The organism is Anaerococcus faecalis, assembly GCF_013371425.1.
Classification (GTDB): domain Bacteria; phylum Bacillota; class Clostridia; order Tissierellales; family Peptoniphilaceae; genus Anaerococcus; species Anaerococcus porci.
On the sequence record NZ_JABVBA010000006.1, the window covers coordinates 61,707 to 85,544 of the forward strand.

Here is a 23,838-nt window from a genome sequence, read left to right on the forward strand (position 1 = left end):
CATTCCTCCTAAATTTCTGTACTAAAAAAGCACCTCCGAAGAGATGCTTAAAATAGAAGTTTCTATTTACAATAATATTCTATTGCTTTATTAACAAATACAGCAGTCCCTTCACCTGCAAACTCATCAATATTTTTAGTAAAATCACCTCCACCAGCATACATTTTTCCAAGACCAGATAAAATTTCATTTGAACATCTATAGAAATTATCTGATATATAATTTTGAAGTTTTTTCACTAACGCTTGCACAACTTCTGCGTCATGATTTTCTGATTTTACCTTTCCAAACTCTGCAAAAATCATCATTAATTGCTGATTTACGGTCTTTGTCTCTTCAGTACTTCTGTTTTTTTGTTTTTCCTCAAATTCTTTAAATTCATTAGTATGTCCCCAAGATTCTTTCGCCTGCTTTGCATATTCATCAATCTTCTTTGTATCAAATGCCGAGAAATTCATATAATCCACCCCCAATAGTTTTACGCCTTTAGCAAAAAGTATTAAATTCTCTAAGTGTTCTTTTTTTAATGTTAGTAATTTGATTTGCTGTTCCAAAGCTATATCCCTATCAAAATTATCACTATTAATTATTTCTTTAATTTCATTTAGTGGGAATTCTAATTCTTTAAATAGTAATATATGCTGTAATGTTATTAAATCATTGTCACTATACAATCTATATCCTACATCAGAATAATCAGTTGGGTGTAGCAAACCAATTTTGTCATAATACTGTAAAGTTCTAACACTAATTCCTGCAATTTTACTTACAGCTTTTATTGTTTTCATAAAATCACCTCCTTGTTACTATGAATATAAACTATTACGTAACGTAGTAGTCAAGTGATTATATGAAAATTTTTTATAATTTTAGCTAAAAATCGGTTCTTGCATCCATTGCTCAGATAGGCAGATATCCATCCCTATTTTCATAGCCTCATAAACATCTGTCATTGTCCCTCCAAGATTAAGTACCTCATTTTGAATATCTTCTTTTGTCCATCCTTTTGAACCATTATTTTCTCTTGCAAACTTATCCATGACCTTTTTAACAACAAGTTCTAATACCTCTTTTTCTAACATTATATTTCCCTCCTTTAACCACTTTTACTTAGTTTTTATAGGTTAAACGAAGTTGAATATGAGTACAACCCACTTGTAAGAAATAGGACTTTTAATGTCGAAATTAAGTACTTAATTGTAGTTTTTTAAATGAATAGAATCCCTCTCCCGTCATAGACACTTTCTGTATTGGCATTTCCACATCTTATTGCTCTATCTAGTGCCATTATAGTTGCGATAGCACCATCTATTTTTTCTGTAGACTTTTCCTTATCTGCCTTTATGTTTCCAGCAGGATCGGTTCTAATAAAGATATTGTCCATCATCCATCTAAGAACTGGATTTCCACCATGAGCAAGCTTTTGCTCTAAGGTTAATTTCATAAGCTCCTTGGTTGGTGGACTCATATCCTTAAAGCCTTGTCCAAAAGGAACTACGGTAAATCCCATATTTTCTAGGTTTTGTACCATCTGAACAGCACCCCAACGGTCAAAGGCAATTTCTCTAATGTTGAACCTTTCTCCTAGCTTTTCTATGAATTTTTCAATATATCCATAGTGAACAACATTACCTTCTGTTGTCTGAATGTATCCTTGTCTTTCCCAAACATCATATGGTACATTGTCACGCTTAACTCTTAAATCCAGAGTCTCTTCCGGTAGCCAAAAGAAAGGCATAATGCAAAATTTATCGTCTTCATCTATTGGTGGAAAGACTAAAACAAAGGCTGTAATATCCGTTGTTGATGAAAGGTCAAGACCTCCGTAGCAAACTCTACCTTCCAGTTCTTCCTTATTGACTGCAAAAGAACAAGCATCCCACTTTTCCATTGGCATCCATCTGATAGCTTGTTTTACCCACTGGTTAAGTCTTAATTGTCTGAAGGAATTTTCTTCACCCGGATTTTGCTTTGCTGATTCGCAGGCTGCCTTTACTTTATCTATTCCAACTGTCACACCAAGCGATGGATTTGCTTTCTTCCATACTTTTGGATCTGTCCAGTCGTCTTCCTCATCTGCTCCATAAATCACTGGATAAAAAGTGGGATCAATTTTTCTTCCTTCTAAAATATCCTTAGCCTTTTGGTGTGTTTCATAGCAAATAGAATGCGTATCTGTACCTGCAGTTGTGATAAGAAAATATAAAGGCTGAGTTCTTGCATCACCTGAACCTTTAGTCATAACATCAAAGAGTTTTCTGTTTGGCTGGGTATGAAGTTCATCAAATACTACTCCATGAATATTAAAACCGTGTTTGGAGTAGGCTTCTGCTGATAAGACTTGATAGAAAGAATTTGTTGGCTGAAAAATAATTCTTTTCTGTGATGCCAGTATCTTAACTCTTCTATTCAGTGCAGGGCACATCCTTACCATATCAGCTGCAACATCAAAAACGATAGTAGCCTGCTGTCTATCAGCAGCACAGCCATAAACTTCTGCTCTTTCTTCTCCATCGCCACAACAAAGAAGTAAGGCAACAGCAGCTGCAAGTTCACTCTTACCCATCTTCTTTGGGATTTCAATGTAGGCTGTATTAAACTGTCTATATCCATTTGGCTTAATTACGCCAAATAAATCTCGTATGATTTGTTCTTGCCAAGGAAGTAACTTAAATGGCTTACCAGCCCATGTCCCTTTGGTGTGGCTTAGGCATTCAATGAAATTTACAGCATAGTCTGCGTGATCTTTGCTATAAATAGAATCTTTTAATTTAAATTTTGTAGTCTTGTATTTTGCCATCAACTCACCCCCTTTTAGGCATAAAAAATACAGCCCACCGGCTGCTAGTACGAGAAACAGAGCCTAGGCTCTGGAACTCTTGTTTTTTAGTTTCTTGCTTCTTTAATTGCTTGGTAAGCCTTGTTGATGTCTTGTCTTAAGGTTTCTGAGTCGCAGAAGATTTCAAATTCTTTTTCTGTTAACTTTCCTTTGGAAAGTTCCCACAAACTCTCGTGTGCGTGCTCGGCACAAGTTTTTGCTGTCTGTGCAATGTCTAAAAGATTAATTGCGGCTCCAATTTTTCCTTCTTTTGCTTTTTCTTCTGAGGCTTTAGCGTATTTTCTACAAGCCTTCATTTCGCTTTCAAGACCCTTTAATGCTTCCTGTTTGTTTCTGTAAATGCTTGTCATTTTTCTTAATCTCCTTTGCTTTTGGTATGTGTATATTCCCGTATAATCAGAGATATATCAAGTCATTTTTAAAGAAAAATGTACTTTATTTTATGATTTTTTAGTTTTGTTTTAATGCCCACTCAATTGCGTGACCATCATCTTCAAATCTTTCTTCGCTTACTTCCCTTAGTCCAATAAAACCTTCGCATGAATGGTCATCATCCAGAAATTCATAAACTGCTGCAAAGTAGCAATTTCCATCTGGGTGATAGTAGTGTCCTACAAGAATCACCCTATCTCCAAAGGTTATGACCTTACCCCATCTAGTTTCTAAATCTTCCGGTGTTGCCTGTGTTGGTATCTTGTACTTGTTAGCTAAATCTATCATTTTGCTCATCTTATTTCCCCTCCAATTCTAAGAATTCATCGTAGGTGATGAGGCCTTCGTCATAAAACTCAAAGTTTTCATTGCCCTTGTAGAATTCTCTTTCTTTTTCTTCTCTTGCTTTGGCTCTTTTTAGGTATTCGTTCCAGCCAATCTTGCCTTCGTCATAAAGTTTTCTTTCAGGCTCTCTTTTATAAAGGGCTGCTTTCTTCTCGTTTAGTTTTTTTGTTGCTTCCTTAAAAATTTCTTGCTTTGTCATGTTCGTTTCTCCTTTGTTTTTGGTATGTGTATATTCCCGTAATTTGAAGGATATATCAAGTCATTTTTAAAGAAATATGTGCTTTATTTTCATAATAATTATAGTTTTATTTACCATAAAGAATGAAATCAACATAGGCTTTTCTATTCGTTTCAAGAAAATCTACAAGTTCATAAAAGTTCATTTCATAAGCGATTCTTTGAACTACTCTTATATCAAACATATTAGTAATCCCTGTTTTTCTAATAGCAAGTATCTGTTCCTTTATCTTATCGTTCATCTGAAATCCTCCTACAAGAATCTTCGCCATAAGCTATGCTTAGGCTACTTCCGTTATCCCAAGAAACCATAATGGAGCCAATATCATCAACTCCCTTTACTGTTCCTTTTGTACCAATAGGTGGTGCTTGGATATCATCCATAGATACAAGCTCCACTCTACTTCCCACCGGATATCTTTTCCTTATTCCTTCAACAACCTCTCTACTTGGAAATCTCATCTTCATGACCTCCATTTCTAAAAGCTGATGATCCAGTAAGCTTTTCAAGAAGTAATTTTCTATCCTTCTTAAATTCATCTCCGATAAAGCCAAGTTTTAAAAGAAAACATCTAAAGGCATACTTTTCATTGACCACTTCTTTGGAAGATTCGTTGATGCGTTTGGCATTAATGCTCATCTTACAAAGTGCTGCAATGAATTTTGTATATGTCATTAGATGTTCGTTGTCGATATTTTCAAACCAAGGAAAACTTACTTTTTCTTCATCTTCCTCTATCTCAAGGCTTGTAATTCCTAGTGCCTTTTTGATTAAATCGCCCTTATTTTCAAAGATTTTTTCTAGCTTGGATAAATCCACCTTATCCCTTGGAATTGCCACTGTAAGACCCTGTGTTGCCACAGGTTCGCTTTTACTTTCTTCCTCGGGTATAAAGCCTTCTCCGATAAGGTTGTGAACTAACCTTTCAAGTGCGAAATCATCTTCACATAAAACCGTCCCCGTCTTATCAATTGTAAAGATTCCAACCTCATAAGCTGTACTTGGCATTCCTAAATACTTGGATTTTTCATTTGTGATTCTTTCAATCCCTTTGACAAGCTCTTTTCTCTCTTTACCTGTAACATTAAATTTTACTTGCACTTGTTTTTCCTCCTTTAGTTTTGGTATGTGTATATTCCCGTACTATCAGAGATTTATCAAGTTATATCTGTGCATTACTTAAAATAAAAGTGCTTAATTCCTGCAAGTACAAAGCATACATTTGGAAGTGCTACACCATTCCCCCACATTTTGTATTCTGCTGAATCTGTATGAGGATTTGCAAGCCATTTTCTTATCTGTTTTTCACTTCTAGGCTTAGTAGCTTTCGTCACAACTTTCCTATAGGTTTCAAAGACTTCAGTCCAAAAGTTTAATTCTTCACTGCTAGGATTTTCAGTTTCAAGTCCTTCACACCAACCATCTGGGAAACCTTGAAGTCTGCCACATTCCCTTGGAGTAAGCCTTCTAACAATATATTTTTGACCCTCAATGCCATTTACAACTGGAGGATCTTTATAGTCACTTGCCACTAAGGTATTAGCTAGATTTTCCATCGCCTCAGTATGATGGGAGTTTTTGCTGGTTGAAAAAATTTCCTTTTCTACGATAAGTTTACCTTGACCTGCCATCTCACTATGAACACCTTTTGGACCATCCATCGCACATAATGTACCTGCTGTTTTGTCACAGTAGACAATGGCAAGTCCGCCTTGATTGGCTTCCGGTGAGTTTTGACCTGTATTGATAGTTCTTGCCACATCGGTTTCATAAACATTAGCTCTATGATTTTTGGTATTTTCTGAGGTAATACGGACATCAAAGGTTCTGGTACTATCTTCTACTACAAAAGGCTGATTATTTCCTCCAGTTCCAAGGCTTGCCCCTATGGTATTACTTACAGCGAGAGGCCCTTTGAATCTTGAGTCCTGTCCATGATTTTCAAATACCAGTGGCGGGTGATTTCCTACACTTGCAGTGATTGTTCCGGTCTTTTCTTCATGAAAATCCATCCTCTGACCCCCTTGGTCATTTAAGCATAGATTTGTGACTGCATCTCCAGTGCTTTCTTTAAGACCTCCGGCAGTTCTTTTCCACGGGCATTTGCTCTTTTCAAGATGCCAAGACATGCCTTCGGACTCAAATAATATTTTTCCGGCACTTTCTCCATTAAAATCTGCGACAAGGTAGATACGTCTTCTTCTTTGGGGAACTCCCCAGTACTGAGCATCAAATACCCTCCATGCAAGTGAGAAATCTCCTGCCATGATAAGTCCTGCGTTTTGCCATTTCTTAGGTCTAGCCTCATCAATTTTATGTCCTTTGATCCCACAGATTTCTTTGAGGACTGAGAAGAAGTCCTCTCCTTTGTTTGAGGAGAATGCACCTGGAACATTTTCCCAAACGATATATCTTGGTTTTTCTCCATGCGTTTCCTCCCTCATTTCTTTAATAATTCTAATTGCCTCATAAAATAAATTAGAGCGAGAACCACTTAGCCCCGCTCTTTTACCTGCTATAGACATATCTTGGCATGGACTTCCAAAAGTGATGATGTCCACAGGTTCTATTTCATTTCCTTTAATACCAGATATATCTCCTAAATGTTTTACATCCGGCATTCTTTTTGTAGTTACCCTAATTGGAAATGGTTCAATTTCTGAACAGCTAATAGGCTTTATACCTACAAGTTTTGCTCCTAAACAAAATCCTCCTGAACCATCAAATAGAGAACAAAGTGTTAGAGGTTTATTTTGTTTTTTCTCCATAAGTTTCCACCTCTTTCACTAAATCTTTATACTGAAATTTCTTACCATTCCTTATTACAAAAACACCATCCTCATCACCAGTATCTTCTACATAGCGTCTTAGAATAACAGATGCATACTTTTCATCAAGTTCCATCGTAAAACAGATTCGATTTGTCTTTTCACAAGCCATTAAGGTTGAGCCACTACCACCAAAGGTATCAATTACGATGGCATTTTCTTGGCTTGAGTTTTGAATCGGATAGGAAAGTAAATCTAGTGGCTTTGATGTCGGATGATTTTCATTTCTCTTTGGTTTATCAAAGTTCCAAATGGTTGTTTGTTTTCTATCGGAATACCATGAATGCTTACCATTTTTAAGAAAGCCATAAAGCACAGGTTCATGTTGCCACTGATAGTCACTTCTACCAAGAACAAGTGAGTTCTTTACCCATATACAACAGCCTGCAAGATGAAATCCTGCATCAATAAAAGCTTTTCTAAAATTAAGACCTTCCGTATCAGCGTGAAATATATAGGCTGCTCCACCACTTTCCAAATGCCCCGCCATATTTTGAAAGGATAGAAGAAGGAAATTATAAAACTCTTCCTCTTTCATCGAATCGTTTTTTATCGTAAGTCCACTGGCACTTTTAAATGAGACCCCATAAGGGGGATCGGTAATAATGAGATTGGCTTTTTTACCACCCATCAAAGTATCTACATCTTCCTTACTTGTTGCATCACCACACATCAAAGTGTGTTTGCCAACAGTCCAGATATCACCTTTTTCTACAAAGGCAGCTTTTTCAAGTGCTGATGTCAAGTCAAATTTATCATCTTCCACCGTTTCCTTCTCAGAGTTTCCAAATAACTCATCAAGTTCTGCTCCATCAAAACCGGTAAGTGCTAAATCAAAATCCATGCCTTCTAATTCTTCAATCTCAATTCGGAGTAGTTCCTCATCCCAGCCAGCATCAAGTGCCATTTTGTTGTCAGCTATGATATATGCTTTCTTCTGTGCCTCAGATAGATAGTCTACAAGTACACATGGCACTTCTTCCATCTTTTCTTCCTTAGCTGCCATAACTCTTCCGTGACCTGCGATGATATTAAACTTGGAATCAATGATAACCGGATTGATAAAACCAAATTCTCGTAAAGAGGATCTAAGTTTCATAATCTGCTCTGGAGAGTGAGTTCTTGCATTATTCACATAAGGGACTAGTTTACTAATTTCCACCATTTCCATTTTTGTTTTCATAAACTCACCCCATTAAAAAAGACCCCATTCAGCGAATTTCTCAAATCCACCAATAGAGTCTATATACTTTCTTGCGATATTCACGATTTCGCTATACGGCTTACCGTCAACTACTTCATCACCAATGGCACAGCTAAGTTCAATCAGTCTTTGTTCCACCTGTGCTTTAAGAAAAGCGTAGATATTTACTGATATATCTGCTTTGGATAAGTCTTTACCATGAAGGCCTCCACCTGTAACTGAGTCTGACATATCTGAACCAAGCTTTCTGTTAGTAGCACCTGTATCAACATTAAATCCACCAGTCCAATCTCCTAATGGATTTACGATTGCATTTGGATAAAATTTTTCAAGTTCATTTTTTCTTGCATTACTTTGACAAATAATAAGCTTTGCATCATCTAGGATATATTTGCCATCATATGGATATTTAGAATAAATTTTTCTTGCTATCTTAGATAGCTGTTTTTGTTCAAGTGTAAGAGGTACTCCTTTAAAGATGCCATTATCTCCACATCTAATATTCCTTTTTTGATTACTAGATAGATGCTTATCTTGAGGAACTATTACTATATCCTTTTTTACATTTCCTGCAATACGAGCTATTGCCTCTTTAATGTCCTTATACTTAAAATTGACCGTGCTTTCTATAATCACATGACAAACACCATGACCGATTAATACTTCTACGGCAACTTTAGGATTATCACAATTTTTATATGCTATATCTACAATCGCACCTGCTATTCTATCTGCGATTTTATACGGGTGTTTTGGATTTACTTTTTCTATCATTTTTCTTATCTCCTTCTTCTTAATAGCTGCTCCATAAGGTCATCGCTATCTTCTTCATAAATTTCTGTACAGTTCTGTTTGACGATGTCGTATATCTCATACCAAATAAGATTTGCTGTTTTTTGAAACTGTGATGACATCTGAATAAATGGCGAAGCAATTACTCCACCTGTTGTTGGATGCTTTCCAAGCATTCCATACCTGCTAATAGCATCCTCGCACTGAATATATCTGGCAAAGGCCTGTGAATATGACTCAATCAATCTTTTATTTACTAACTTTTCGCATTTTCTCTCCTTTAGCCACAGCCATGTTTCTTTATATATTTCATCTGCGCCTAGTGGAATACCATCCTTTTGTTTTGCAGATAGGTACTCACCAGGTTTTGGCATATCTATTCCATCAAGTTCTACACCATCAGGTAAATCTACAGAATCAAGTTCTGCATAGTACATATCCGGTATATCATTTGCAAGCAGTTTTACTTTTTCTCCATTTTGTATTTTTTCAGCTATTGGCCTTGGTTTATCTCCTGCTTTTACTCTTCTGCCACCTCTGTATGTTCCATCTTTGGCCACATTCATCACTTCCTTTCCATTCATATTTTTTAGTTTTCTTTAATACCCTCTTTGAACCTGCATTTTTGTGCGTGAGACCCCACGCCCGTTCCCCAAGGGATAGGTTCGTAGAGATAATGACCGCCCCTTCCCCTTTATTTTTTATTCCAACGGTCTCCTCTTTCTGCATGAATTCTCGCATGACACGATTTGCATAAAGATATCAAATTACTTTTATTATGATTTCCACCTTCAGAAAGAGGTTTTATGTGATGCACTTCTTCTACAGGTACTAAAATTTTCTTCTTAAAACACTCCTCACAAAATGGGTGCTCCTTAACATAAGCATCTCTTACTCTTTTCCACACTCGTCCGTACCTACGAGATGCAGCAGGATTCCTGTCGTACTTCTCGTATCGTTTGTTCTCTTCCCTTTGATGCTTTTCACAGAACCTACCATCGGTTAGGTTAGGACATCCTGGATAAGAACATGGACGCTTTGGCTTTCTTGGCAAGTCTTCCACCTCCTTTTGGGCATAAGAAAAGCCCTGAAGGAATTCTCCCTCAAGGCTTAGCTTTATTTATACTTTTTACAAGTATATCATACCACATTAGCTTATGTGACATCTACTGACAATTACTGCCATTCACTGCCATCAACTGCCATTAGCTGACAACTTTTAATATTAATTGGATTTTCCGGTAGTTTCAGTTTTGCTAAAGCATTTCCATGCCATCTATAAACAGTCCTTTCACTTGCAAATAACAAAGAACAAATCTCATCCCATTCTAGACCTTTGACATACCTGTAATTTAGAACCAGCTTTTCATCAATACTTTCTAATGGTTCTATTGTTTCCAGTATCTGAAGTTTCAGATCCATGAAAAGATTTACTTCGTTAGCTATTTTTATCTCAAGAATGTTTATCTTATCAAGCCATTTCTCAAATGGTGCTCTTGTGTTTCTAGTAGTTTGTACATAATCTCTATCAAAAGCAATACTTGAAACACTGACTGATAACTCTCTAATTCTTTTTAGTTCCTCTAAATCAATTTCAATAATTCGATTTAGTAATCTGTGTTGCTTTAAATATTCTTTTTTATCCATTCTTACCTCCATCTGAGGTAAGTTCTCTCTAGAACCTCTTTTCCTCTTTATTTTAATCTTGCTTTCACTGAATTAATCAGTGCATCTTGAATTTTTTCTTTTGCCTTAAGGGCTTTCATAACATCTTCATCAATCGTTCCTTTAGTTAAGATGTGATGAATGACAACCGTACTATCTTGCCCTTGACGGTAAAGTCTGGCATTGGTTTGCTGATATAACTCCAGCGACCAGGTAAGTCCAAGCCATATTAGAGTCGATCCCCCAGCTTGAAGATTGAGTCCATGACCTGCACTTGCAGGATGAATGACTGCAATGGGCACCTTTCCTTCATTCCAGTCAGCTATATCCTTACCTGTCTTAATCTCTCTAACATCAAATCTTTTCTTTATTCTTTCAAGATCCGATTTGAACCAATAGGCTATAAGGACTGGTTTCCCATTAGCTCCTTCGATTAAGTCTTCAAGCGCATCTAGCTTTCTATCATGAATTACAATGCTTTCCTTTTTATCGTTATATACAGCACCATTTGCCATTTGTAGGAGTTTATTTGAAAGTGCTGCAGCATTTACAGCATCAATTTCTTCATCTTCAAGTTTCAAAACCATATCAGCTTTTAAGCTATCGTATAATTTTCTTTCTTTTTCAGATAGACAAACTTCAACTTCGTTTAGCACGCACTCTGGCATTTTCAGAAAATCTTTTGATTTCATGGAAATCGTGATATCAGATATTAAACTATATATCTGTTTCTCTGCACCATCTTTAGGTTTATATGAAAATATCATCTGCTGATTTCTTTTATCCGGCACAAAGAAGTTCTGTCTGTAGTGAGTGATATATCTTCCAAGCCTTTCTCCCATATCAAGGAGTCTAAACTCTGCCCACAAATCCATAAGTCCATTACTGGATGGTGTACCTGTTAGCCCCACTATCCTTTTTACCTTTGGTCTTGCTTTAAGAAGTGACTTAAACCTTTTCGCCTGATAACTTTTGAAAGATGATAGTTCATCAATAACTACCATATCAAATGTCCACTTGAATCCACTTTTTGTAATAAGCCAGTCTACATTTTCACGGTTAATAATATAAATGTGTGCAGGTTTCTTTAGTGCATCAAGCCTTTCTTTTTCACTTCCTGTTACCACAGAATAGCTAAGATATTTTAGATGATTCCACTTTTCAATTTCATCTGGCCAAGTGTTATTGGCTACCCTAAGAGGTGCAATTACAAGTGTTCTTGATACATCAAAGTAATCTAGCATAAGTTCATTTATTGCACTAAGGCTTATGACACTTTTTCCAAGACCCATTTCCAATAGAACTGCTGATATTGGATTATTTATGATAAAGTCCGTTGCATACCTTTGATAATCATGAGGAGAGTATTTCATCGATAACACCTCCGATTTGTTTTTTATCATCAATCACAAATGACCTAAACCCTAATCTCATAAAATCTGCCATTCTTTTTAACTGAAGAGGTCTTGGCTTTTTGCCTTTTGCCTTAAGTTCTACAAAAGCAAACTTCCCATCTGATAAAAATACCATTCTATCTGGAAGTCCATCCATACTTGGACTAGTAAGTTTTATGCAATAGCCACCCAATGCTTTAACCCTTTTTACTAAGGCCTTTTCTATTTCTTTTTCTAACATGAAAACCTCCATTTTTGGTAGAGGTGCAGGGATATGCAGGGTATTTTCCTATATTAATATATATACTTATTTTTTTACCTATATAGACAATAATAGTAAATACCCTTCACCTACCTGCACCTTTTAATCTTCAAAATCCGATTTAAGACGAATGCCAAATACAATTATTCCTTTTTTTGTCTTTTTCTTGTTGAATCCTTCAAGCTCTAAAACAGAATAGAAATCGGCTGCACTTCTGGTAAATTCACCTGTTCTAAGACAATATGCTCGATAAGCGGTATATAGCTCACCACTTTTCTCTGTAAAAGCACTGTCAATTTCACAGCATTCATCTAAGAAATGATTCATCCAGTCATTGTTTTCTCTATATGCTTTTATGGCGTCTTCCACTCTTCTGGGTGGATCAATATGATATTCATCTGCAATAACCTGCTTTGCTCCCTCGATAATCCAAGAAAGAATCGCACCACCAGCATTTTCATATAGATATTCTGTAAAATTCTTTATATCGTTTTGGCCTTCAATCTTTGCATCAAAAGGAATGACTATTAATCTTCGCCATGTCCCTTTATCGACTGCTCCTACTCTTGGCAAGTGATTGGTATATAAAACTAGGGTATGGCTAGGAACATAACTAAACGGAGATTTGAACTTTTTTTCTGCAAAGATTTCATCAGTAGAACAAAGCTGCTTTACATTTGATGTATTCATTCGCATACCCTCTTCAAGTTCAGCAGCAATAAGCAGTCTTTTACCTTTTGCCTCAGCAAGTTCTGGTTTTACATTTCTTCTGCATCCAACAGTTAACATATCTGCAGACATATTCCCACTATATGTTCCAAGCACCTTTGATACTACATTCCAAAAAGTAGACTTACCATTTCTTCCCTCACCGTATGCAATAATAAGAGCCTCAACATAAACCTTTCCTATTGATGCAAGTCCCACTATTTTTTGAACATAGGAAATAAGGGCATCATCATTTACAAAGAAAGTGTTAAGTGCATCATCCCAGATTTCTTTACCATCTTCACTAGGTGATACCGTTGTTTGTTTTGTAATATAGTCAGATGCCTCGTGATTATTTTTACTACCAGTTACAAGATTTATAGTTTCAAACGGTGTATTTAATAGAAATTCATCTGCATCAAGCATCGACTGTTCGATTTGAACCATAGGCCTTACTTCCTTAAGTGCAGCAGAGATATATTTTGTATCTCTTCTTTTAATTGCATACTTACGATAAGATTCAGCCTGCTCATATTTTTCAAAAGACCTTGCTTGTTCTCTATTAAACTGGGCACTTGCTTTCTTTGGACCCATTGCAGCAATAAGTGCCCATGCGCCATTTTTGTTCATCTCAGCTACCATCTTTTGTATTTCTATTTCTGCCTCTTCTAGCTGTCTTGCTGTCAGCTCTTGTGCTATTGCTTGAGCATTAGGCTGTGACTCTTCCCAAAAGCATCCATTATATACAAGAAAATCTGTTGCAGGAGAATAACGGAGTTTATCCCCATACTCCCTTGCTAAAATTATCGCTTGGCCAACATCTGAAAAATCTTCTGGCATAAGCTGAAGTTCAAGATTGTACTGCTCCGGTGATATATATCCTTCTTGGTTTGAAACCTTATCTCCGAATTTTTTAGCACTGTTCCATATAGTTGATAGTTCTTCATCAGATAGAGGAGGATCACATCTAGTTGCCTGTTCTAAAAATTTCTCATGTGCCTCATCACTTGCACCGAACCTCTTTATAAGCTTGCCGGCAATATGGCTCATAGTATTATTTCTACTTCCACTTTCTATTTTCTTTTCATCCAGTTTTGCAAATTCATCTTCTTGTAGAAATTCAATAATTGAAAGCTCGCCATCATAGAGTTCTACTTTTGGATTAGAAATACCATAAATAAATCTGGCAGCATCCAAAGCATTATCATCAAAATATGAGAACTCCTTATAAAGTTGCTCTTTGTAGCTTGCATATTCTTCAGCATCCTTTATTTCTTCAATTGGGAAATATATATGAAACCTTGGTCTTGCTGACTTATTTCCTTTTATCTTCATATGGTTTCTGCTATACGATGCAAAAAAGCATACTCCTGAAAAGGCTAATGCCACATCAAAAGGTGTCACCCAGTCTTTTTCATCATCTGAGTGGTCATTATCACAGTCCATAGGTATGCAATTAGAAGTTATGAACTTATCTTTACTTCTATAACTGCCTTGAAACTCTGCTGTAACATGGTCAAAAGAGATAGCTTTTATAAAGCTATCCCTATCAGATACTGTGACCACATTAGGATAAAGGCAGTTATTCTTATTTCCGATGCAAGTAGCATCATAACAATTAAAATTTAGCATTTGTCTTAACCTCCAAACCCTCACTTGTAAAATACTTAATAACCTGTTTTCTTTTTTCAGCGATTTCAATTTCTCTTTTCATGCCTTCAGTAATTTGACTGCCAAACACCCACACCTCCTGGCATTTACCAAGAAGTATGATATCCATGAAAAGTGCATCCTTTCTTTGTTCTAAATCTCTATCATCCATAAAAGGAAATAAGAGATGTGGTGTGACAGGAATTGCACCATTCTTGTATGCCAACTCTGCATAGCGAATGGCTTTCTTAATGTTTAACTCTTTATCACCACTATATGGAGAGCAGATATATGCAAGTGGTCTAAAGTTTGGATTTTCAAGATGTTTCTTGTATGTCTTACTCATGGTCTGCCTCCTTCCCAATCTTTCCTAAATACCACTCAAGTTGTCTTTTTCTTGATTGATAGTCCGGTGTTGAAATTAGTAACCCCGCATCAATTTTTTGCAATCTATCTATTAGATACATTTGACCAGAGCTTAGATAAGGACGAATACTTTGTCCTTTATCTAGCCCATACAATTCCCTGAACTGTTTTGCTGACATCCCAAGAACAAGTCGATTTATCATGTCGCATTCGTTACTATAGTGATAAGCCTTTGGATGGTCATGAATTAAAGTAATATTTTCAGTTAAGATAGGAAACATCTCTCTTGCTGAAAGAAGTGTTGTTATGAAATCTTCCATCTCATTAAACTTTTTGATATATAGTTCTTTAAACTTCATAGCCTTTGGCCCGGTATAGCCCATTGCCAAAATGGTAAAACCGTCTCTTGTTAACAGATAGCATGGTAGTTTTCTTCCAGTAGTATCTCTATATTCACTGAGCGCAAAATTTAGCTTAGTGAATTCTTCACTCAGCCCAGATTTGGGTTCAGTGATTGACTGAATATCACGAATTACATGTGAATGTCTTTTCTCAAAGAACTGTGCAACAAATCTGCTGTCTACTCTGGCGATGTTATGCTTGTCAGCCATAATGCCATAATCATTCATTGGAATCATTGCTTTCATGATTAACACCTCCATTCACACATCCGCTTAATTCTTCTACTGCCACTTGGAGCTCTTTTATTTGCTGGTCTCTTACCTTATCCATTGTTTCCAAGTAGGTGATTCTTTCTTCAATAGTCATCTATTTGACCTCCTTATTTTTATTGGAGGAATTTTGTCCTCCTACTTGGTAGCCTTGGGAGAGTCCAAAATCTGACGCTTTTGAAAAACTTTTTTCTAAATTTTTATTCGCTCTCTTTAATTTTTGTGTGATAGAGTTGGAAAGTCTTGAAACCGCCTTGTTGTATTCCTCTTCAGATTCAAATGCATCTCGGCTTAGCATTGATTCTGCTTTTTCGTTGATTGACACCCCATCAATTCGCACTGCCATAAATAAATCAGCAACTTCTGGTTTCAAAACTGAATAAACAAACTCCTTAACAGCCTCATAGTTTTCTTTGTTTTCTCTATCAATCTCATCTTTAAGGAATATAGACGGATCCACCACCTCACTCATACTTGGTTCAAAATCACCTGTCTCTTCACCATCTTCATCCTTTGTTGAAATAGCAAATCCTTTATGCCTTTCTTGCTTATGCATGACATTGTATTCTGGACGGTTATACTGAGTGTCTATCTCTTCTTGTACTCGTTCTTCAAACTCTTCTTCTGATTCGTCTGGTAACAAGTCAATGTTTAACCAGCCTTTAATGTCCGATAGGTTTAGTTCGAATGTTGTAAACTCTTTTTCGTAACGTATTTTGATTTTCATAAAAATCCCTTCCCTTTCTGCTGATTGCAGTAGGACGAAGGGATACAAAAAGAGTCGATGCTATATGAAGCACCGACTCTCTTGCCTAAAAATAGCCATAGAAAAATAGAGGTACCTCACATAGCACCTCACGAATAAATCCGTGAGTGCCGTATGATGTATCCCATCGCCCTATAGCTAATCAGGCTCTATGATAATTTAGTTGTTTGTTCCCCCAAAGGAGATAGGCAGGCTGATTATTCCAATCTGTCACTGCCTATTTTTTTCTTTACTTCTTCTTTGTCTGAGACAGAGCACTACCTGCAACAGATTTTGATGTCTTGCTGTAGCGTCCGTCACGAAGAACTTTGCTTGCTTTGGAAGCTACTCGCTTAGAAGTTTGCTTAGTATTCTTTGCCATTTCTATCACCTCGCTTTCTTAAATTGGGCTGATAGACGATTTTAGTGGATTATCAACCATTTATACTTGTTTATATTGAATAAGATGGCAATATGGTATATAATATTAGATAATAATTAGTCCACTCTCTCATCTATCTACTCATAGGATACCTTGAAGGAAAGGGACTTACTTATGACTAAAAAGGGACTTTGGGACTGATAATTTAAAATTATGGGACCGATTATTTGAGAGGAAATTAGAATGAACTTTTCAGAGTGCAGCTTGCCAATTCAAAAGAGTTGTAAACCAAAAATAAGTAACCAAGGAATGTTTGTATTCAAATTATTTGAAGCACTAGATTGTAATCCTACAAACGCTTTAAGATATAGTGACCATGATTATGAAAAAAAACTTTGTAACGGAAGCAAAAAACTTACTGATAAAATGAAGAAGGATGCTTTAGCTTCTTTTTCAGAAGAAAAATTATCTAATTTTTGCTTTGAGAACATACAAGATTCTAATTTACAAAATCTTTCTATTTCATTTGGATTCTCAAAATCTATTATTCCTGATAAGAAAATGCTATCGCTTGCGATTGCACGTCAATACCATTTAATCTTTACCAGTAAAAAAAATGATGTTGAAAATATCATTATTTCTGAATATCAAAAAATTGAGGCTGGCCATATTTCAAATGGTATTAAATATCACAAAGCCTTATACGATGGCGATTCTGCAAACCGTATTTCAAGTATTGAATGGATAGATGCAAAAACTTATGAAGTAATACAGGTTAAGATTAATATTTTAAATTCGGGATCAGTTCCTTGGATAAATCGAAGGCTTATTTTTAAGCAAGAAAAAACGTCCTGCCCTATTCCCAAGGCAGAACGTGAAATCAATATTCCCGATATTGAGCCAAACAATTATTTTACAAAAACTATAGAGTTCGAAACACGAGGATCTGAAGGCGAATTCGTATGCCATTATATTATGCAAGATAGCGATGGAAATGATTGTTTCCCAAATAGAAACACATTTGATATAAGAATTAAAGTTACTTTTATACCAGATTAAAGTGGAGGCTTTTAATGAATAACAAAATCGAAAAATGGACCAGTCTAAAAGACATTCAAATCTACCTTGGTGTTGGACGTGAAACTATTCTACAATGGATAGCAAAACGTGAAATGCCTGCGTATAAAGTAGGTCGTCTTTGGAAATTTAAAATATCAGAAGTAGATGAATGGATTAGATCTGGTGGAGCTTCTGATGACAACTATAAATTAGAAACACCTGAGGAAAAATCAACTAATTCTCCTCTCAACAATTCAAACGAAGGAGACAAAAATGTCTGTAATTAACGATTTAATAAATAAAATACAAGATTCTGATTTGAAAAACAGAATACAAGAAGAAATAGATAAGCTATCAAAACAAAAAAAATTTGGTCTTGTTTTTGAGGAACATATGCCTGAATGCACTCCTCTGTTTGATGTTCCAGTTCATGTTGGTAGCAAAGTAGCAATTAAGGATAAAAAGATTAATGCTATTTACATAGTGAAAGATATTGTTGAAAACACTGCTATTTGTCTAGATAAGAGCACTCAAGAAACAGTCGAATTGCCATTAAAAGATCTTGTTACAATTGCTGAATTCGGTGAGGCAATATACCCTTATCTTAAACCAATCGACTCTGTATGTAACGTTCCAGATAGTAATCTTTGGCACACATTAATTGAAGCAGACAATTATCATGCACTTCAATTACTAGAGTACTTATATGCTGAAAAAGTAGACTGTATATATATCGATCCACCCTACAATTCTGGTGCGAGAGACTGGAAGTACAATAATGACTATGTAGATTCTTCTGATTCATATAGGCACAGCAAATGGTTATCAATGATGGATAAAAGACTTAGATTGGCAAAAAAGTTACTCAATTCGTCAGATTCCGTTCTAATAGTAACCATAGATGAAAAAGAGTATTTACATCTTGGTTGTTTATTAGAGGAACTTTTCCCTTCGTCAAGAATTCAAATGGTTACAAGCGTTATTAATGTCCGTTCTGTAGCTAGAGAAGGTGAATTTGGCAGAGTTAACGAGTATATTTTCTTTGTATTTTTAGGTAAATCATCTCCAAATGCATTAGAATTAAGTTCTGAATGGCTTGTACAACAAGATAACAAGAAAACCGTACGTGGGAAAATGCACTGGACATCCTTAAGCAGAACAGATTCAACTGGTTTTAGAAAAAATAGTCCTGGATGCTTTTACCCTATTTATGTAAGTACTGAAGACAACAAAATCCACTCTATAGGTTCTTCCATTGCTCTTGATGTAAATAAAGAAAGTGTAAATGAAACACCTCAAAATACGATTCCTGTATGGCCAATGCGTAAAAATGGAAGTGAAGGGCGCTGGCAAATAACTCCGGAAAATGCAAATAAACTTCTAGAACAAGGTTTCTTGAAGTGTGGACCTATAAAAAACAATCGTGCTGCTATATATTATGTAAAAAGTGGAGATCGAAATCGTACACTATCTGGTGAATATGGAAATTTCATTAAAACTGATAACGGAATTGTTTTTGATGATTGTGATAATACAAACACAAGTATTCGTTTTATTCCTGGAAACAGCTGGAATATTTCTTCTCACGATGCAGGTGTTAACGGTTCAAACTTACTAATTAAAATACTTCAACAAAGACATTTTTCGTTTCCAAAATCCCTCTATGCAGTAAGAGATACATTGAATTTTTTTGTAGCTAATAAACCAGAGGCACTTGTTTTAGACTTTTTTGCTGGGGAACGTGTCATAAAAGTGATGGGTGCAGTTAATGTTATGAAACCAAGGGTTTCAGGAACTTTAAATAAATATATTTTGTGTATTGCTTAGAGTAATTAAAGTTGATTGCTGTAAGCAATGTATGAGAGGGGGCAAGAATATTAGTTCTTTAATAGTTGACAATTAGTTAGTATAATTACATTTAAAATAATAATAATAATTACGTATATGTAGTATTAAGCGAACTTAATTGAAATTAAAGGAGTGAACTCATATGATTAATGTTTTACCTTCACTTTTTATTTCATTACCTTTATACCTAGGAATACCAGCAATAATCCTATATTTTGTAATAAAAACAGCCGTGAAAAAGGCAATAAAAGAACTAAAAGATGAAAATATATTATAATTAAAGAAGCGTGTAGTTTATAAACTGCGTCGTGGATATAGAAAAATGTGCAACAAATCTTTTGGGTTTAGTGATAATTTTAATAGTTAAAAGCTGATAACTTCTTACATAAAAGAGTAAGATTTTCAGAAGGCATAATCCCAAAAGAGTTTATAGAATAACAGGGGGAATATGGAACAAGAGATATGTTATATGAAAAGGAGGTATGATTTATGTGGGAAAATACAGAATTAACAAAAAAGAGCTTATGAACTTTTTGATGACGGGATAATAGATACCTTTGAAGTAGGAACATTTAAGGGAGTGCAACAAATTCATCATTATATATTTCAAGATGTATTTGATTGTGCAAGAAAAATAAGGACAGTTAATTTATCAAAAGGTAATTTTCGTTTTGCTCCTGTTGGATTTTTAGAATCTAACCTGGAAGTTATTGAAAAGATGCCAGGGTCCGATTTTGATAGTATTATTGAAAAATATGTAGAAATGAATGTTGCACATCCTTTTAGGGAAGGGAATGGTAGAAGCCAGTAAAATAAATATTCCATCAGAAAACTATAGGAAACAAGCAAGAAACATTGCATAATGCTGCTAAGTCCATTGAGCAGAGAATTGAAGGTTTGGGGGAAATAAAAGCTCTAGAAAACGTCAGCGCTATTCGTTTTAAACAGAGCAAGGCATTTGAACTTCATAATCCCTACCCTATTATTGGAGAAGAAGGGAATAGGAACTTTGGGGATAATGTGCTATTTAAAAAAGCCTCCTTCCAAATTCCTATCGGGGCAAATGTGGCACTAACTGGAGAAAATGGTACTGGAAAACAACTCTAATCGAAATGATATTAAACCATGAAGATGGTATATCAATATCCCCTAAGGCAGAAGTAGGCTAATTTTCCTAAAATGGGTATAAATATAACCATAATCGAAAGGTTATGGAATTTATACAGGAGGATTGTGATTACAATATTTCCAAAAACCGCTCATTACTCACTTCCATGGGAATTAAAGATGGGGATATTAACAAAAAACCATCTGTTTAAGTGGGGGCGAAATTATTAAATTAATGCTGGCCAAAAAGCTTATGGGTAGTTATAATATATTATTAATGGATGAACCAAGTAATTTTCTTGATATACCTAGCCTGGAGGCACTGGAAGTGTTAATGAAAGGGTATGCTGGAACGATAATTATTTTATTTTTAGTACTGATAAATTGTAAGTGGACCAATAAAAGGGACTATAGCTTTTGATATTAAAGGGGTGTATTAGTATGGTAGACAATGCTATTCAAATGGTAACAGAGAAATTATCTTCTTGGCCTTGCGTGAGAGGTATTATATTAGGGGTTCATGTGCAAGAGGCACCCATACAGAAGATTCTGATATAGATGTGGGAATTTATTACAATGCGTAATCATTTGACCTGATAGCGATTAATCAAATTGCTACAGAATTGAATGATGAAAGATGTGGAATTGGGAATGTAAAAGCCATTTTATAAAAGACTAGTTCAACAAATGGGACAGATTACTTAATAAATTATTAATTTTAGGAGAATGATAAATGAATGTAAAAACCTTTACTGCGATGACTGAGGCAGGCTTAGACAGAAAAGTAAATAATCTTTTAAATGGTAATTCTTTTGATGTCGTAGATATAAAGTATTCATCCTCAATTTTTTATATGTGGTAATGGTTATATACAGACAATCAAATAAAGAATAATAACTAAGCAATCAGGCGCAGTTGTGGAATTAGAGCTGCACATCAAACGGAGTGGATTGTGGTATTATAATTTGTTGTCTTGGGTGAATTTAAAGTAATCGAAATTGATTATCTGAAAGGAAGTGTAGAGTATATGAATCCAACTAGTTTAACGTTTGGAGTTTACCCATTAGGTGCGGTAGGTACACCTTCTGGGTTGGCTAAAGGACCTATTGATGATTTTGATAAGATTCAACTAGCTTTAAAGGATTTACAAGGGGATGCAAAAAGGGTAATTCCGAGAATGTACATTGTTTATACGAAAGAATGGGAATCTGAAATGTTATCCAATATAGCATTTTTTCGCGATGATAGTTTATTGGGAGACTTGTGTATAGTATTAGGTGATTGGACAAAGAAACAAGGGTCGGATATAGAACTTGATCATTGGCTTAATTTTATTAAAAAAGTAATAAACGATTTTGGCTCACATTGGGCTCCCTTCAAATTACCAACGAACCTAATTTACCGTTTATGGAGGGGTCGAATCCGCATATTATTCAAGCATTGGTAGAAGGAGTGGTTGTAGCGAAAAAGCAAGCCCAAAAGCTTAAACTCCCAATTAATATTGGATTTGGTTCGGTACCAAGCGGTGATGCATCAGTTCCATACTTTTGGGAGAATCTCACTAAAGAAGGAAATGATAAATTTGTTAAATATGTTGATTTTATTGGACATAATTTTTATGTAGACGTGTTTGGTGAGCAAACTCTCGCTTTACAGGAAGTGCCTTCTGTCGTGGAACATACACTTCGTAGTTTAAGGGAAGTGGATCTCGTTAAGGCTGGTATACCAAATTCAGTTCCTATACGAATTACTGAAAACGGGTGGTCTACTGGGAAAAAGTCTATTTCTGATTTAGATAGGTCTTATGAACATCAATCAAAGGTACTCGAAACAGTGATACGTACAGTCTACAGTTTACGAAGTGAACTTAACATTTCACATTTCGAACTTTTCGGACTCCGGGATGCTAATAGTTCCATAGATGATCTATTCCATCAATTTGGGGTTATGCGAGATGATTACTCACCGAAACCAGCATACTACACATTCAAGCGATTAATACGGGAATTAGGGTAATTTAATGGAGTGAAGATATATGTACGGTAAAACAATAAAAAACAACAAGTTTTTCTTGTCCTTGACAATGGTCATTGTTTTAATTACCTCCATTGTAACAATTTTTCAATTTTTTCAACCTGAAGTATTGAACATACTTCGTCGTGACCCCGAAAGATTGGCATCTGGAGAGTGGTGGAGGATTATAACACCCTTACTTGTCCATTCCGATGGTTGGGGACAGTACATTTTCAATATAGTGTGTATTATAGTAATCGGGATTGAAGTTGAACGATTATATGGAAAAATTGATTTTCTTTTTCTTTATTTAGCGGGAGGTTTGATTGGCGAGATTGCAGGCTATGCATGGGAACCATATGGCGCTGGAGCATCAGTAGGTCTTTGTGGCCTATTAGGTGGATTATATATTATTACATTGATAAGTAGGAAAAAGGTAGCAAATCCACTTTCTCTCTTGTTAAGTCTTTATATTGTTGTTGGTCTTGTCAGTTTTGCAAGTGGAAGAATCTATGTATCAATAGGACTCTTCATTATGGTTGGGGTTCTTACAGGAATTATCATGAAAAGGAAAAATCCAGAAAAATTATTAGGCACCCTATCTAGTATAGGTGGTTTCATTGGTGTGATAACTCTGTTGATGTTTCATGATATACATGGAGCAGCAATTCTGGGTGGATCTCTCACTGCCGTTATTCTCTTTTCCCTACAAAGGTGGTCGTGACTTAGCAACTTGAATACATACGTAAGATTCTACCAGTTTATGTTAATTGTTCAATAATAATTTAATTTAACAAAAGGGCGCGATTGTTGAAAAAAGGGATAGCATTTGCTACTCCTTTTTATTTGTGTGCCCAACATGGGCAACAACTTGATGGTAAAAGCTATTTGGTAGGAACCTTTAGCTAAAAGTAAATTTATCCACAGCGACATGGAATCTGAAGGAAACTAGAGGCAAAATCCCGAACTGGCGAACAGAAGCCACATCAGGGTGAAATAAAGTGGATGAGTTTACATAACAAAACAAAGTCCAATACTACCCGAACCTTATACAGTAAATGTGACGGTTACTTGTGAGGAAGGCCGTTGTTCTTATCTAGGGAGGTCTTATGGATATGAGAAAACAGAGTATGCACCATGGTTGAAACAAGATTTGTCATGATCGTGGGAGATTTCTCTATATATACAAGTAAGAGTTTGAAAGATTTTATTTATGAATGTAATAAAGGAAAAAATATTTTTTTCACATCTGATGTAGAGCAGGCTATTAAGAGACTAAGTATAGAGTGA

Annotated in this window: 34 protein-coding genes; 12 read left to right on the plus strand and 22 right to left on the minus strand. The window is 35.6% G+C overall.

Annotation, left to right across the window (positions count from 1 at the left end):
• Positions 1–62 precede the first annotated feature (62 nt).
• The 22 genes from HV819_RS06800 to HV819_RS06905 all read right to left on the minus strand — a co-directional run bounded on the left by HV819_RS06800 (position 63) and on the right by HV819_RS06905 (position 16,121).
• Positions 63–788, minus strand: a complete 726-nt coding sequence (locus HV819_RS06800; RefSeq protein WP_150412406.1) for a MerR family transcriptional regulator — start codon at positions 786–788, stop codon at positions 63–65.
• Between the two features lie 81 nt (positions 789–869).
• Entirely contained in the window at positions 870–1,082 is a 213-nt protein-coding gene (locus HV819_RS06805; RefSeq protein WP_176269819.1) for a hypothetical protein, read from the minus strand.
• Between the two features lie 125 nt (positions 1,083–1,207).
• Positions 1,208–2,800, minus strand: a complete 1,593-nt coding sequence (locus HV819_RS06810; RefSeq protein WP_150891234.1) for a terminase large subunit — start codon at positions 2,798–2,800, stop codon at positions 1,208–1,210.
• Positions 2,801–2,886: 86 nt separating this feature from the next.
• Entirely contained in the window at positions 2,887–3,189 is a 303-nt protein-coding gene (locus tag HV819_RS06815) for a transcriptional regulator (protein ID WP_176269820.1), read from the minus strand.
• Between the two features lie 100 nt (positions 3,190–3,289).
• On the minus strand, positions 3,290–3,568 hold the full coding sequence (locus HV819_RS06820) for an Nmad4 family putative nucleotide modification protein (protein WP_001933570.1): 279 nt from the start codon (positions 3,566–3,568) through the stop codon (positions 3,290–3,292).
• Position 3,569: 1 nt separating this feature from the next.
• Positions 3,570–3,815, minus strand: coding sequence for a hypothetical protein (locus tag HV819_RS06825; protein WP_150891232.1), 246 nt, complete (start codon positions 3,813–3,815; stop codon positions 3,570–3,572).
• A gap of 106 nt (positions 3,816–3,921) precedes the next feature.
• Positions 3,922–4,095 (minus strand): DUF5049 domain-containing protein, encoded by a 174-nt coding sequence (locus HV819_RS06830; RefSeq protein WP_176269821.1) that lies wholly within the window; start codon positions 4,093–4,095, stop codon positions 3,922–3,924.
• Positions 4,085–4,315, minus strand: a complete 231-nt coding sequence (locus HV819_RS06835) for a DUF4314 domain-containing protein (protein ID WP_176269822.1) — start codon at positions 4,313–4,315, stop codon at positions 4,085–4,087. The genes HV819_RS06830 and HV819_RS06835 overlap by 11 nt, the downstream gene beginning before the upstream one ends.
• Entirely contained in the window at positions 4,299–4,955 is a 657-nt protein-coding gene (locus HV819_RS06840; protein ID WP_176269823.1) for a virulence protein, read from the minus strand. Before HV819_RS06840 ends, HV819_RS06835 begins: the two co-directional genes overlap by 17 nt.
• 74 nt (positions 4,956–5,029) lie before the next feature.
• On the minus strand, positions 5,030–6,622 hold the full coding sequence (locus HV819_RS06845) for a DNA cytosine methyltransferase (RefSeq protein ID WP_176269824.1): 1,593 nt from the start codon (positions 6,620–6,622) through the stop codon (positions 5,030–5,032).
• Positions 6,603–7,865, minus strand: coding sequence for a site-specific DNA-methyltransferase (locus HV819_RS06850; RefSeq protein ID WP_176269825.1), 1,263 nt, complete (start codon positions 7,863–7,865; stop codon positions 6,603–6,605). Before HV819_RS06850 ends, HV819_RS06845 begins: the two co-directional genes overlap by 20 nt.
• A gap of 12 nt (positions 7,866–7,877) precedes the next feature.
• Complete coding sequence (locus HV819_RS06855) at positions 7,878–8,660, minus strand: S-adenosylmethionine synthetase N-terminal domain-containing protein (RefSeq protein ID WP_176269826.1); 783 nt, start codon at positions 8,658–8,660, stop codon at positions 7,878–7,880.
• Positions 8,661–8,665: 5 nt separating this feature from the next.
• A complete protein-coding gene (locus HV819_RS06860) occupies positions 8,666–9,262 on the minus strand; it encodes a P27 family phage terminase small subunit (RefSeq protein ID WP_153308080.1) in 597 nt (198 codons plus the stop codon).
• 110 nt (positions 9,263–9,372) lie between these two features.
• On the minus strand, positions 9,373–9,741 hold the full coding sequence (locus HV819_RS06865) for an HNH endonuclease (RefSeq protein ID WP_456237003.1): 369 nt from the start codon (positions 9,739–9,741) through the stop codon (positions 9,373–9,375).
• A gap of 113 nt (positions 9,742–9,854) precedes the next feature.
• Positions 9,855–10,325 (minus strand): DUF1492 domain-containing protein, encoded by a 471-nt coding sequence (locus tag HV819_RS06870; protein ID WP_150891227.1) that lies wholly within the window; start codon positions 10,323–10,325, stop codon positions 9,855–9,857.
• Between the two features lie 47 nt (positions 10,326–10,372).
• The gene (locus HV819_RS06875; protein WP_176269827.1) at positions 10,373–11,716 is read right to left on the minus strand and encodes an SNF2-related protein; all 1,344 of its coding nucleotides are present in this window, start codon (positions 11,714–11,716) and stop codon (positions 10,373–10,375) included.
• Positions 11,697–11,978, minus strand: a complete 282-nt coding sequence (locus HV819_RS06880; protein ID WP_150861059.1) for a PDDEXK family nuclease — start codon at positions 11,976–11,978, stop codon at positions 11,697–11,699. The genes HV819_RS06875 and HV819_RS06880 overlap by 20 nt, the downstream gene beginning before the upstream one ends.
• Positions 11,979–12,101: 123 nt before the next feature.
• The gene (locus tag HV819_RS06885; RefSeq protein ID WP_150891225.1) at positions 12,102–14,339 is read right to left on the minus strand and encodes a phage/plasmid primase, P4 family; all 2,238 of its coding nucleotides are present in this window, start codon (positions 14,337–14,339) and stop codon (positions 12,102–12,104) included.
• A complete protein-coding gene (locus HV819_RS06890; RefSeq protein ID WP_176269828.1) occupies positions 14,326–14,703 on the minus strand; it encodes a DUF7768 domain-containing protein in 378 nt (125 codons plus the stop codon). The genes HV819_RS06885 and HV819_RS06890 overlap by 14 nt, the downstream gene beginning before the upstream one ends.
• Positions 14,696–15,370 (minus strand): Rha family transcriptional regulator, encoded by a 675-nt coding sequence (locus HV819_RS06895; RefSeq protein WP_150891223.1) that lies wholly within the window; start codon positions 15,368–15,370, stop codon positions 14,696–14,698. The genes HV819_RS06890 and HV819_RS06895 overlap by 8 nt, the downstream gene beginning before the upstream one ends.
• Positions 15,345–15,491 carry a hypothetical protein gene (locus HV819_RS06900; protein ID WP_176269829.1) on the minus strand — a complete coding sequence of 49 codons (147 nt, stop codon included), beginning with the start codon at positions 15,489–15,491 and terminating at the stop codon, positions 15,345–15,347. Before HV819_RS06900 ends, HV819_RS06895 begins: the two co-directional genes overlap by 26 nt.
• Positions 15,492–16,121, minus strand: a complete 630-nt coding sequence (locus HV819_RS06905) for a YfhO family protein (protein WP_150891222.1) — start codon at positions 16,119–16,121, stop codon at positions 15,492–15,494.
• Positions 16,122–16,764: 643 nt separating this feature from the next.
• On the opposite strand from HV819_RS06905, the gene HV819_RS06910 reads away from it, so the two are divergent.
• From HV819_RS06910 to HV819_RS11900, 12 genes are all read left to right on the plus strand, one after another.
• The gene (locus HV819_RS06910) at positions 16,765–17,580 is read left to right on the plus strand and encodes a hypothetical protein (protein WP_150891221.1); all 816 of its coding nucleotides are present in this window, start codon (positions 16,765–16,767) and stop codon (positions 17,578–17,580) included.
• A 14-nt stretch (positions 17,581–17,594) separates the two neighbouring features.
• Complete coding sequence (locus HV819_RS06915) at positions 17,595–17,867, plus strand: helix-turn-helix domain-containing protein (RefSeq protein WP_092086158.1); 273 nt, start codon at positions 17,595–17,597, stop codon at positions 17,865–17,867.
• Positions 17,854–19,407: a site-specific DNA-methyltransferase gene (locus HV819_RS06920; RefSeq protein WP_176269830.1), complete on the plus strand. Its 1,554-nt coding sequence runs from the start codon at positions 17,854–17,856 to the stop codon at positions 19,405–19,407. Before HV819_RS06915 ends, HV819_RS06920 begins: the two co-directional genes overlap by 14 nt.
• A 163-nt stretch (positions 19,408–19,570) precedes the next feature.
• Positions 19,571–19,705 (plus strand): hypothetical protein, encoded by a 135-nt coding sequence (locus HV819_RS11730; protein WP_255371036.1) that lies wholly within the window; start codon positions 19,571–19,573, stop codon positions 19,703–19,705.
• Positions 19,706–20,008: 303 nt separating this feature from the next.
• A complete protein-coding gene (locus HV819_RS06925) occupies positions 20,009–20,239 on the plus strand; it encodes a Fic family protein (protein WP_425329677.1) in 231 nt (76 codons plus the stop codon).
• A gap of 44 nt (positions 20,240–20,283) precedes the next feature.
• Positions 20,284–20,535 (plus strand): hypothetical protein, encoded by a 252-nt coding sequence (locus HV819_RS11960; protein ID WP_051403570.1) that lies wholly within the window; start codon positions 20,284–20,286, stop codon positions 20,533–20,535.
• 491 nt (positions 20,536–21,026) lie between these two features.
• Positions 21,027–21,119 (plus strand): nucleotidyltransferase domain-containing protein, encoded by a 93-nt coding sequence (locus tag HV819_RS11965; protein WP_425329678.1) that lies wholly within the window; start codon positions 21,027–21,029, stop codon positions 21,117–21,119.
• Between the two features lie 149 nt (positions 21,120–21,268).
• Positions 21,269–21,397 (plus strand): hypothetical protein, encoded by a 129-nt coding sequence (locus HV819_RS11735; protein ID WP_255371037.1) that lies wholly within the window; start codon positions 21,269–21,271, stop codon positions 21,395–21,397.
• 165 nt (positions 21,398–21,562) lie between these two features.
• Positions 21,563–21,982 carry a hypothetical protein gene (locus HV819_RS11460; RefSeq protein ID WP_216629224.1) on the plus strand — a complete coding sequence of 140 codons (420 nt, stop codon included), beginning with the start codon at positions 21,563–21,565 and terminating at the stop codon, positions 21,980–21,982.
• A 5-nt stretch (positions 21,983–21,987) separates the two neighbouring features.
• A complete protein-coding gene (locus HV819_RS11465; RefSeq protein WP_216629225.1) occupies positions 21,988–22,551 on the plus strand; it encodes a hypothetical protein in 564 nt (187 codons plus the stop codon).
• 67 nt (positions 22,552–22,618) lie between these two features.
• The gene (locus tag HV819_RS06945; protein WP_235942774.1) at positions 22,619–23,272 is read left to right on the plus strand and encodes a rhomboid family intramembrane serine protease; all 654 of its coding nucleotides are present in this window, start codon (positions 22,619–22,621) and stop codon (positions 23,270–23,272) included.
• A 434-nt stretch (positions 23,273–23,706) separates the two neighbouring features.
• A complete protein-coding gene (locus tag HV819_RS11900; protein ID WP_369800228.1) occupies positions 23,707–23,838 on the plus strand; it encodes a DUF4180 domain-containing protein in 132 nt (43 codons plus the stop codon).

Coding starts and splice junctions, on each gene's coding strand:
- HV819_RS06830 (WP_176269821.1), bottom strand. CDS start 4,095: ATGAACGATAAGATAAAGGAACAGATACTTGCTATTAGAAAAACAGGG.
- HV819_RS06905 (WP_150891222.1), bottom strand. CDS start 16,121: ATGAAAATCAAAATACGTTACGAAAAAGAGTTTACAACATTCGAACTA.
- HV819_RS06850 (WP_176269825.1), bottom strand. CDS start 7,865: ATGAAAACAAAAATGGAAATGGTGGAAATTAGTAAACTAGTCCCTTAT.
- HV819_RS06910 (WP_150891221.1), top strand. CDS start 16,765: ATGAACTTTTCAGAGTGCAGCTTGCCAATTCAAAAGAGTTGTAAACCA.
- HV819_RS06890 (WP_176269828.1), bottom strand. CDS start 14,703: ATGAGTAAGACATACAAGAAACATCTTGAAAATCCAAACTTTAGACCA.
- HV819_RS06815 (WP_176269820.1), bottom strand. CDS start 3,189: ATGACAAGCATTTACAGAAACAAACAGGAAGCATTAAAGGGTCTTGAA.
- HV819_RS06820 (WP_001933570.1), bottom strand. CDS start 3,568: ATGAGCAAAATGATAGATTTAGCTAACAAGTACAAGATACCAACACAG.
- HV819_RS06810 (WP_150891234.1), bottom strand. CDS start 2,800: ATGGCAAAATACAAGACTACAAAATTTAAATTAAAAGATTCTATTTAT.
- HV819_RS06870 (WP_150891227.1), bottom strand. CDS start 10,325: ATGGATAAAAAAGAATATTTAAAGCAACACAGATTACTAAATCGAATT.
- HV819_RS06900 (WP_176269829.1), bottom strand. CDS start 15,491: ATGACTATTGAAGAAAGAATCACCTACTTGGAAACAATGGATAAGGTA.
- HV819_RS11730 (WP_255371036.1), top strand. CDS start 19,571: ATGATTAATGTTTTACCTTCACTTTTTATTTCATTACCTTTATACCTA.
- HV819_RS06805 (WP_176269819.1), bottom strand. CDS start 1,082: ATGTTAGAAAAAGAGGTATTAGAACTTGTTGTTAAAAAGGTCATGGAT.
- HV819_RS06895 (WP_150891223.1), bottom strand. CDS start 15,370: ATGAAAGCAATGATTCCAATGAATGATTATGGCATTATGGCTGACAAG.
- HV819_RS06800 (WP_150412406.1), bottom strand. CDS start 788: ATGAAAACAATAAAAGCTGTAAGTAAAATTGCAGGAATTAGTGTTAGA.
- HV819_RS06880 (WP_150861059.1), bottom strand. CDS start 11,978: ATGTTAGAAAAAGAAATAGAAAAGGCCTTAGTAAAAAGGGTTAAAGCA.
- HV819_RS06885 (WP_150891225.1), bottom strand. CDS start 14,339: ATGCTAAATTTTAATTGTTATGATGCTACTTGCATCGGAAATAAGAAT.
- HV819_RS06915 (WP_092086158.1), top strand. CDS start 17,595: ATGAATAACAAAATCGAAAAATGGACCAGTCTAAAAGACATTCAAATC.
- HV819_RS11460 (WP_216629224.1), top strand. CDS start 21,563: ATGAATCCAACTAGTTTAACGTTTGGAGTTTACCCATTAGGTGCGGTA.
- HV819_RS06945 (WP_235942774.1), top strand. CDS start 22,619: ATGGTCATTGTTTTAATTACCTCCATTGTAACAATTTTTCAATTTTTT.
- HV819_RS06855 (WP_176269826.1), bottom strand. CDS start 8,660: ATGATAGAAAAAGTAAATCCAAAACACCCGTATAAAATCGCAGATAGA.
- HV819_RS06825 (WP_150891232.1), bottom strand. CDS start 3,815: ATGACAAAGCAAGAAATTTTTAAGGAAGCAACAAAAAAACTAAACGAG.
- HV819_RS06920 (WP_176269830.1), top strand. CDS start 17,854: ATGTCTGTAATTAACGATTTAATAAATAAAATACAAGATTCTGATTTG.
- HV819_RS06860 (WP_153308080.1), bottom strand. CDS start 9,262: ATGAATGGAAAGGAAGTGATGAATGTGGCCAAAGATGGAACATACAGA.
- HV819_RS06835 (WP_176269822.1), bottom strand. CDS start 4,315: ATGAGATTTCCAAGTAGAGAGGTTGTTGAAGGAATAAGGAAAAGATAT.
- HV819_RS11900 (WP_369800228.1), top strand. CDS start 23,707: ATGATCGTGGGAGATTTCTCTATATATACAAGTAAGAGTTTGAAAGAT.
- HV819_RS06875 (WP_176269827.1), bottom strand. CDS start 11,716: ATGAAATACTCTCCTCATGATTATCAAAGGTATGCAACGGACTTTATC.
- HV819_RS11735 (WP_255371037.1), top strand. CDS start 21,269: ATGAATGTAAAAACCTTTACTGCGATGACTGAGGCAGGCTTAGACAGA.
- HV819_RS06845 (WP_176269824.1), bottom strand. CDS start 6,622: ATGGAGAAAAAACAAAATAAACCTCTAACACTTTGTTCTCTATTTGAT.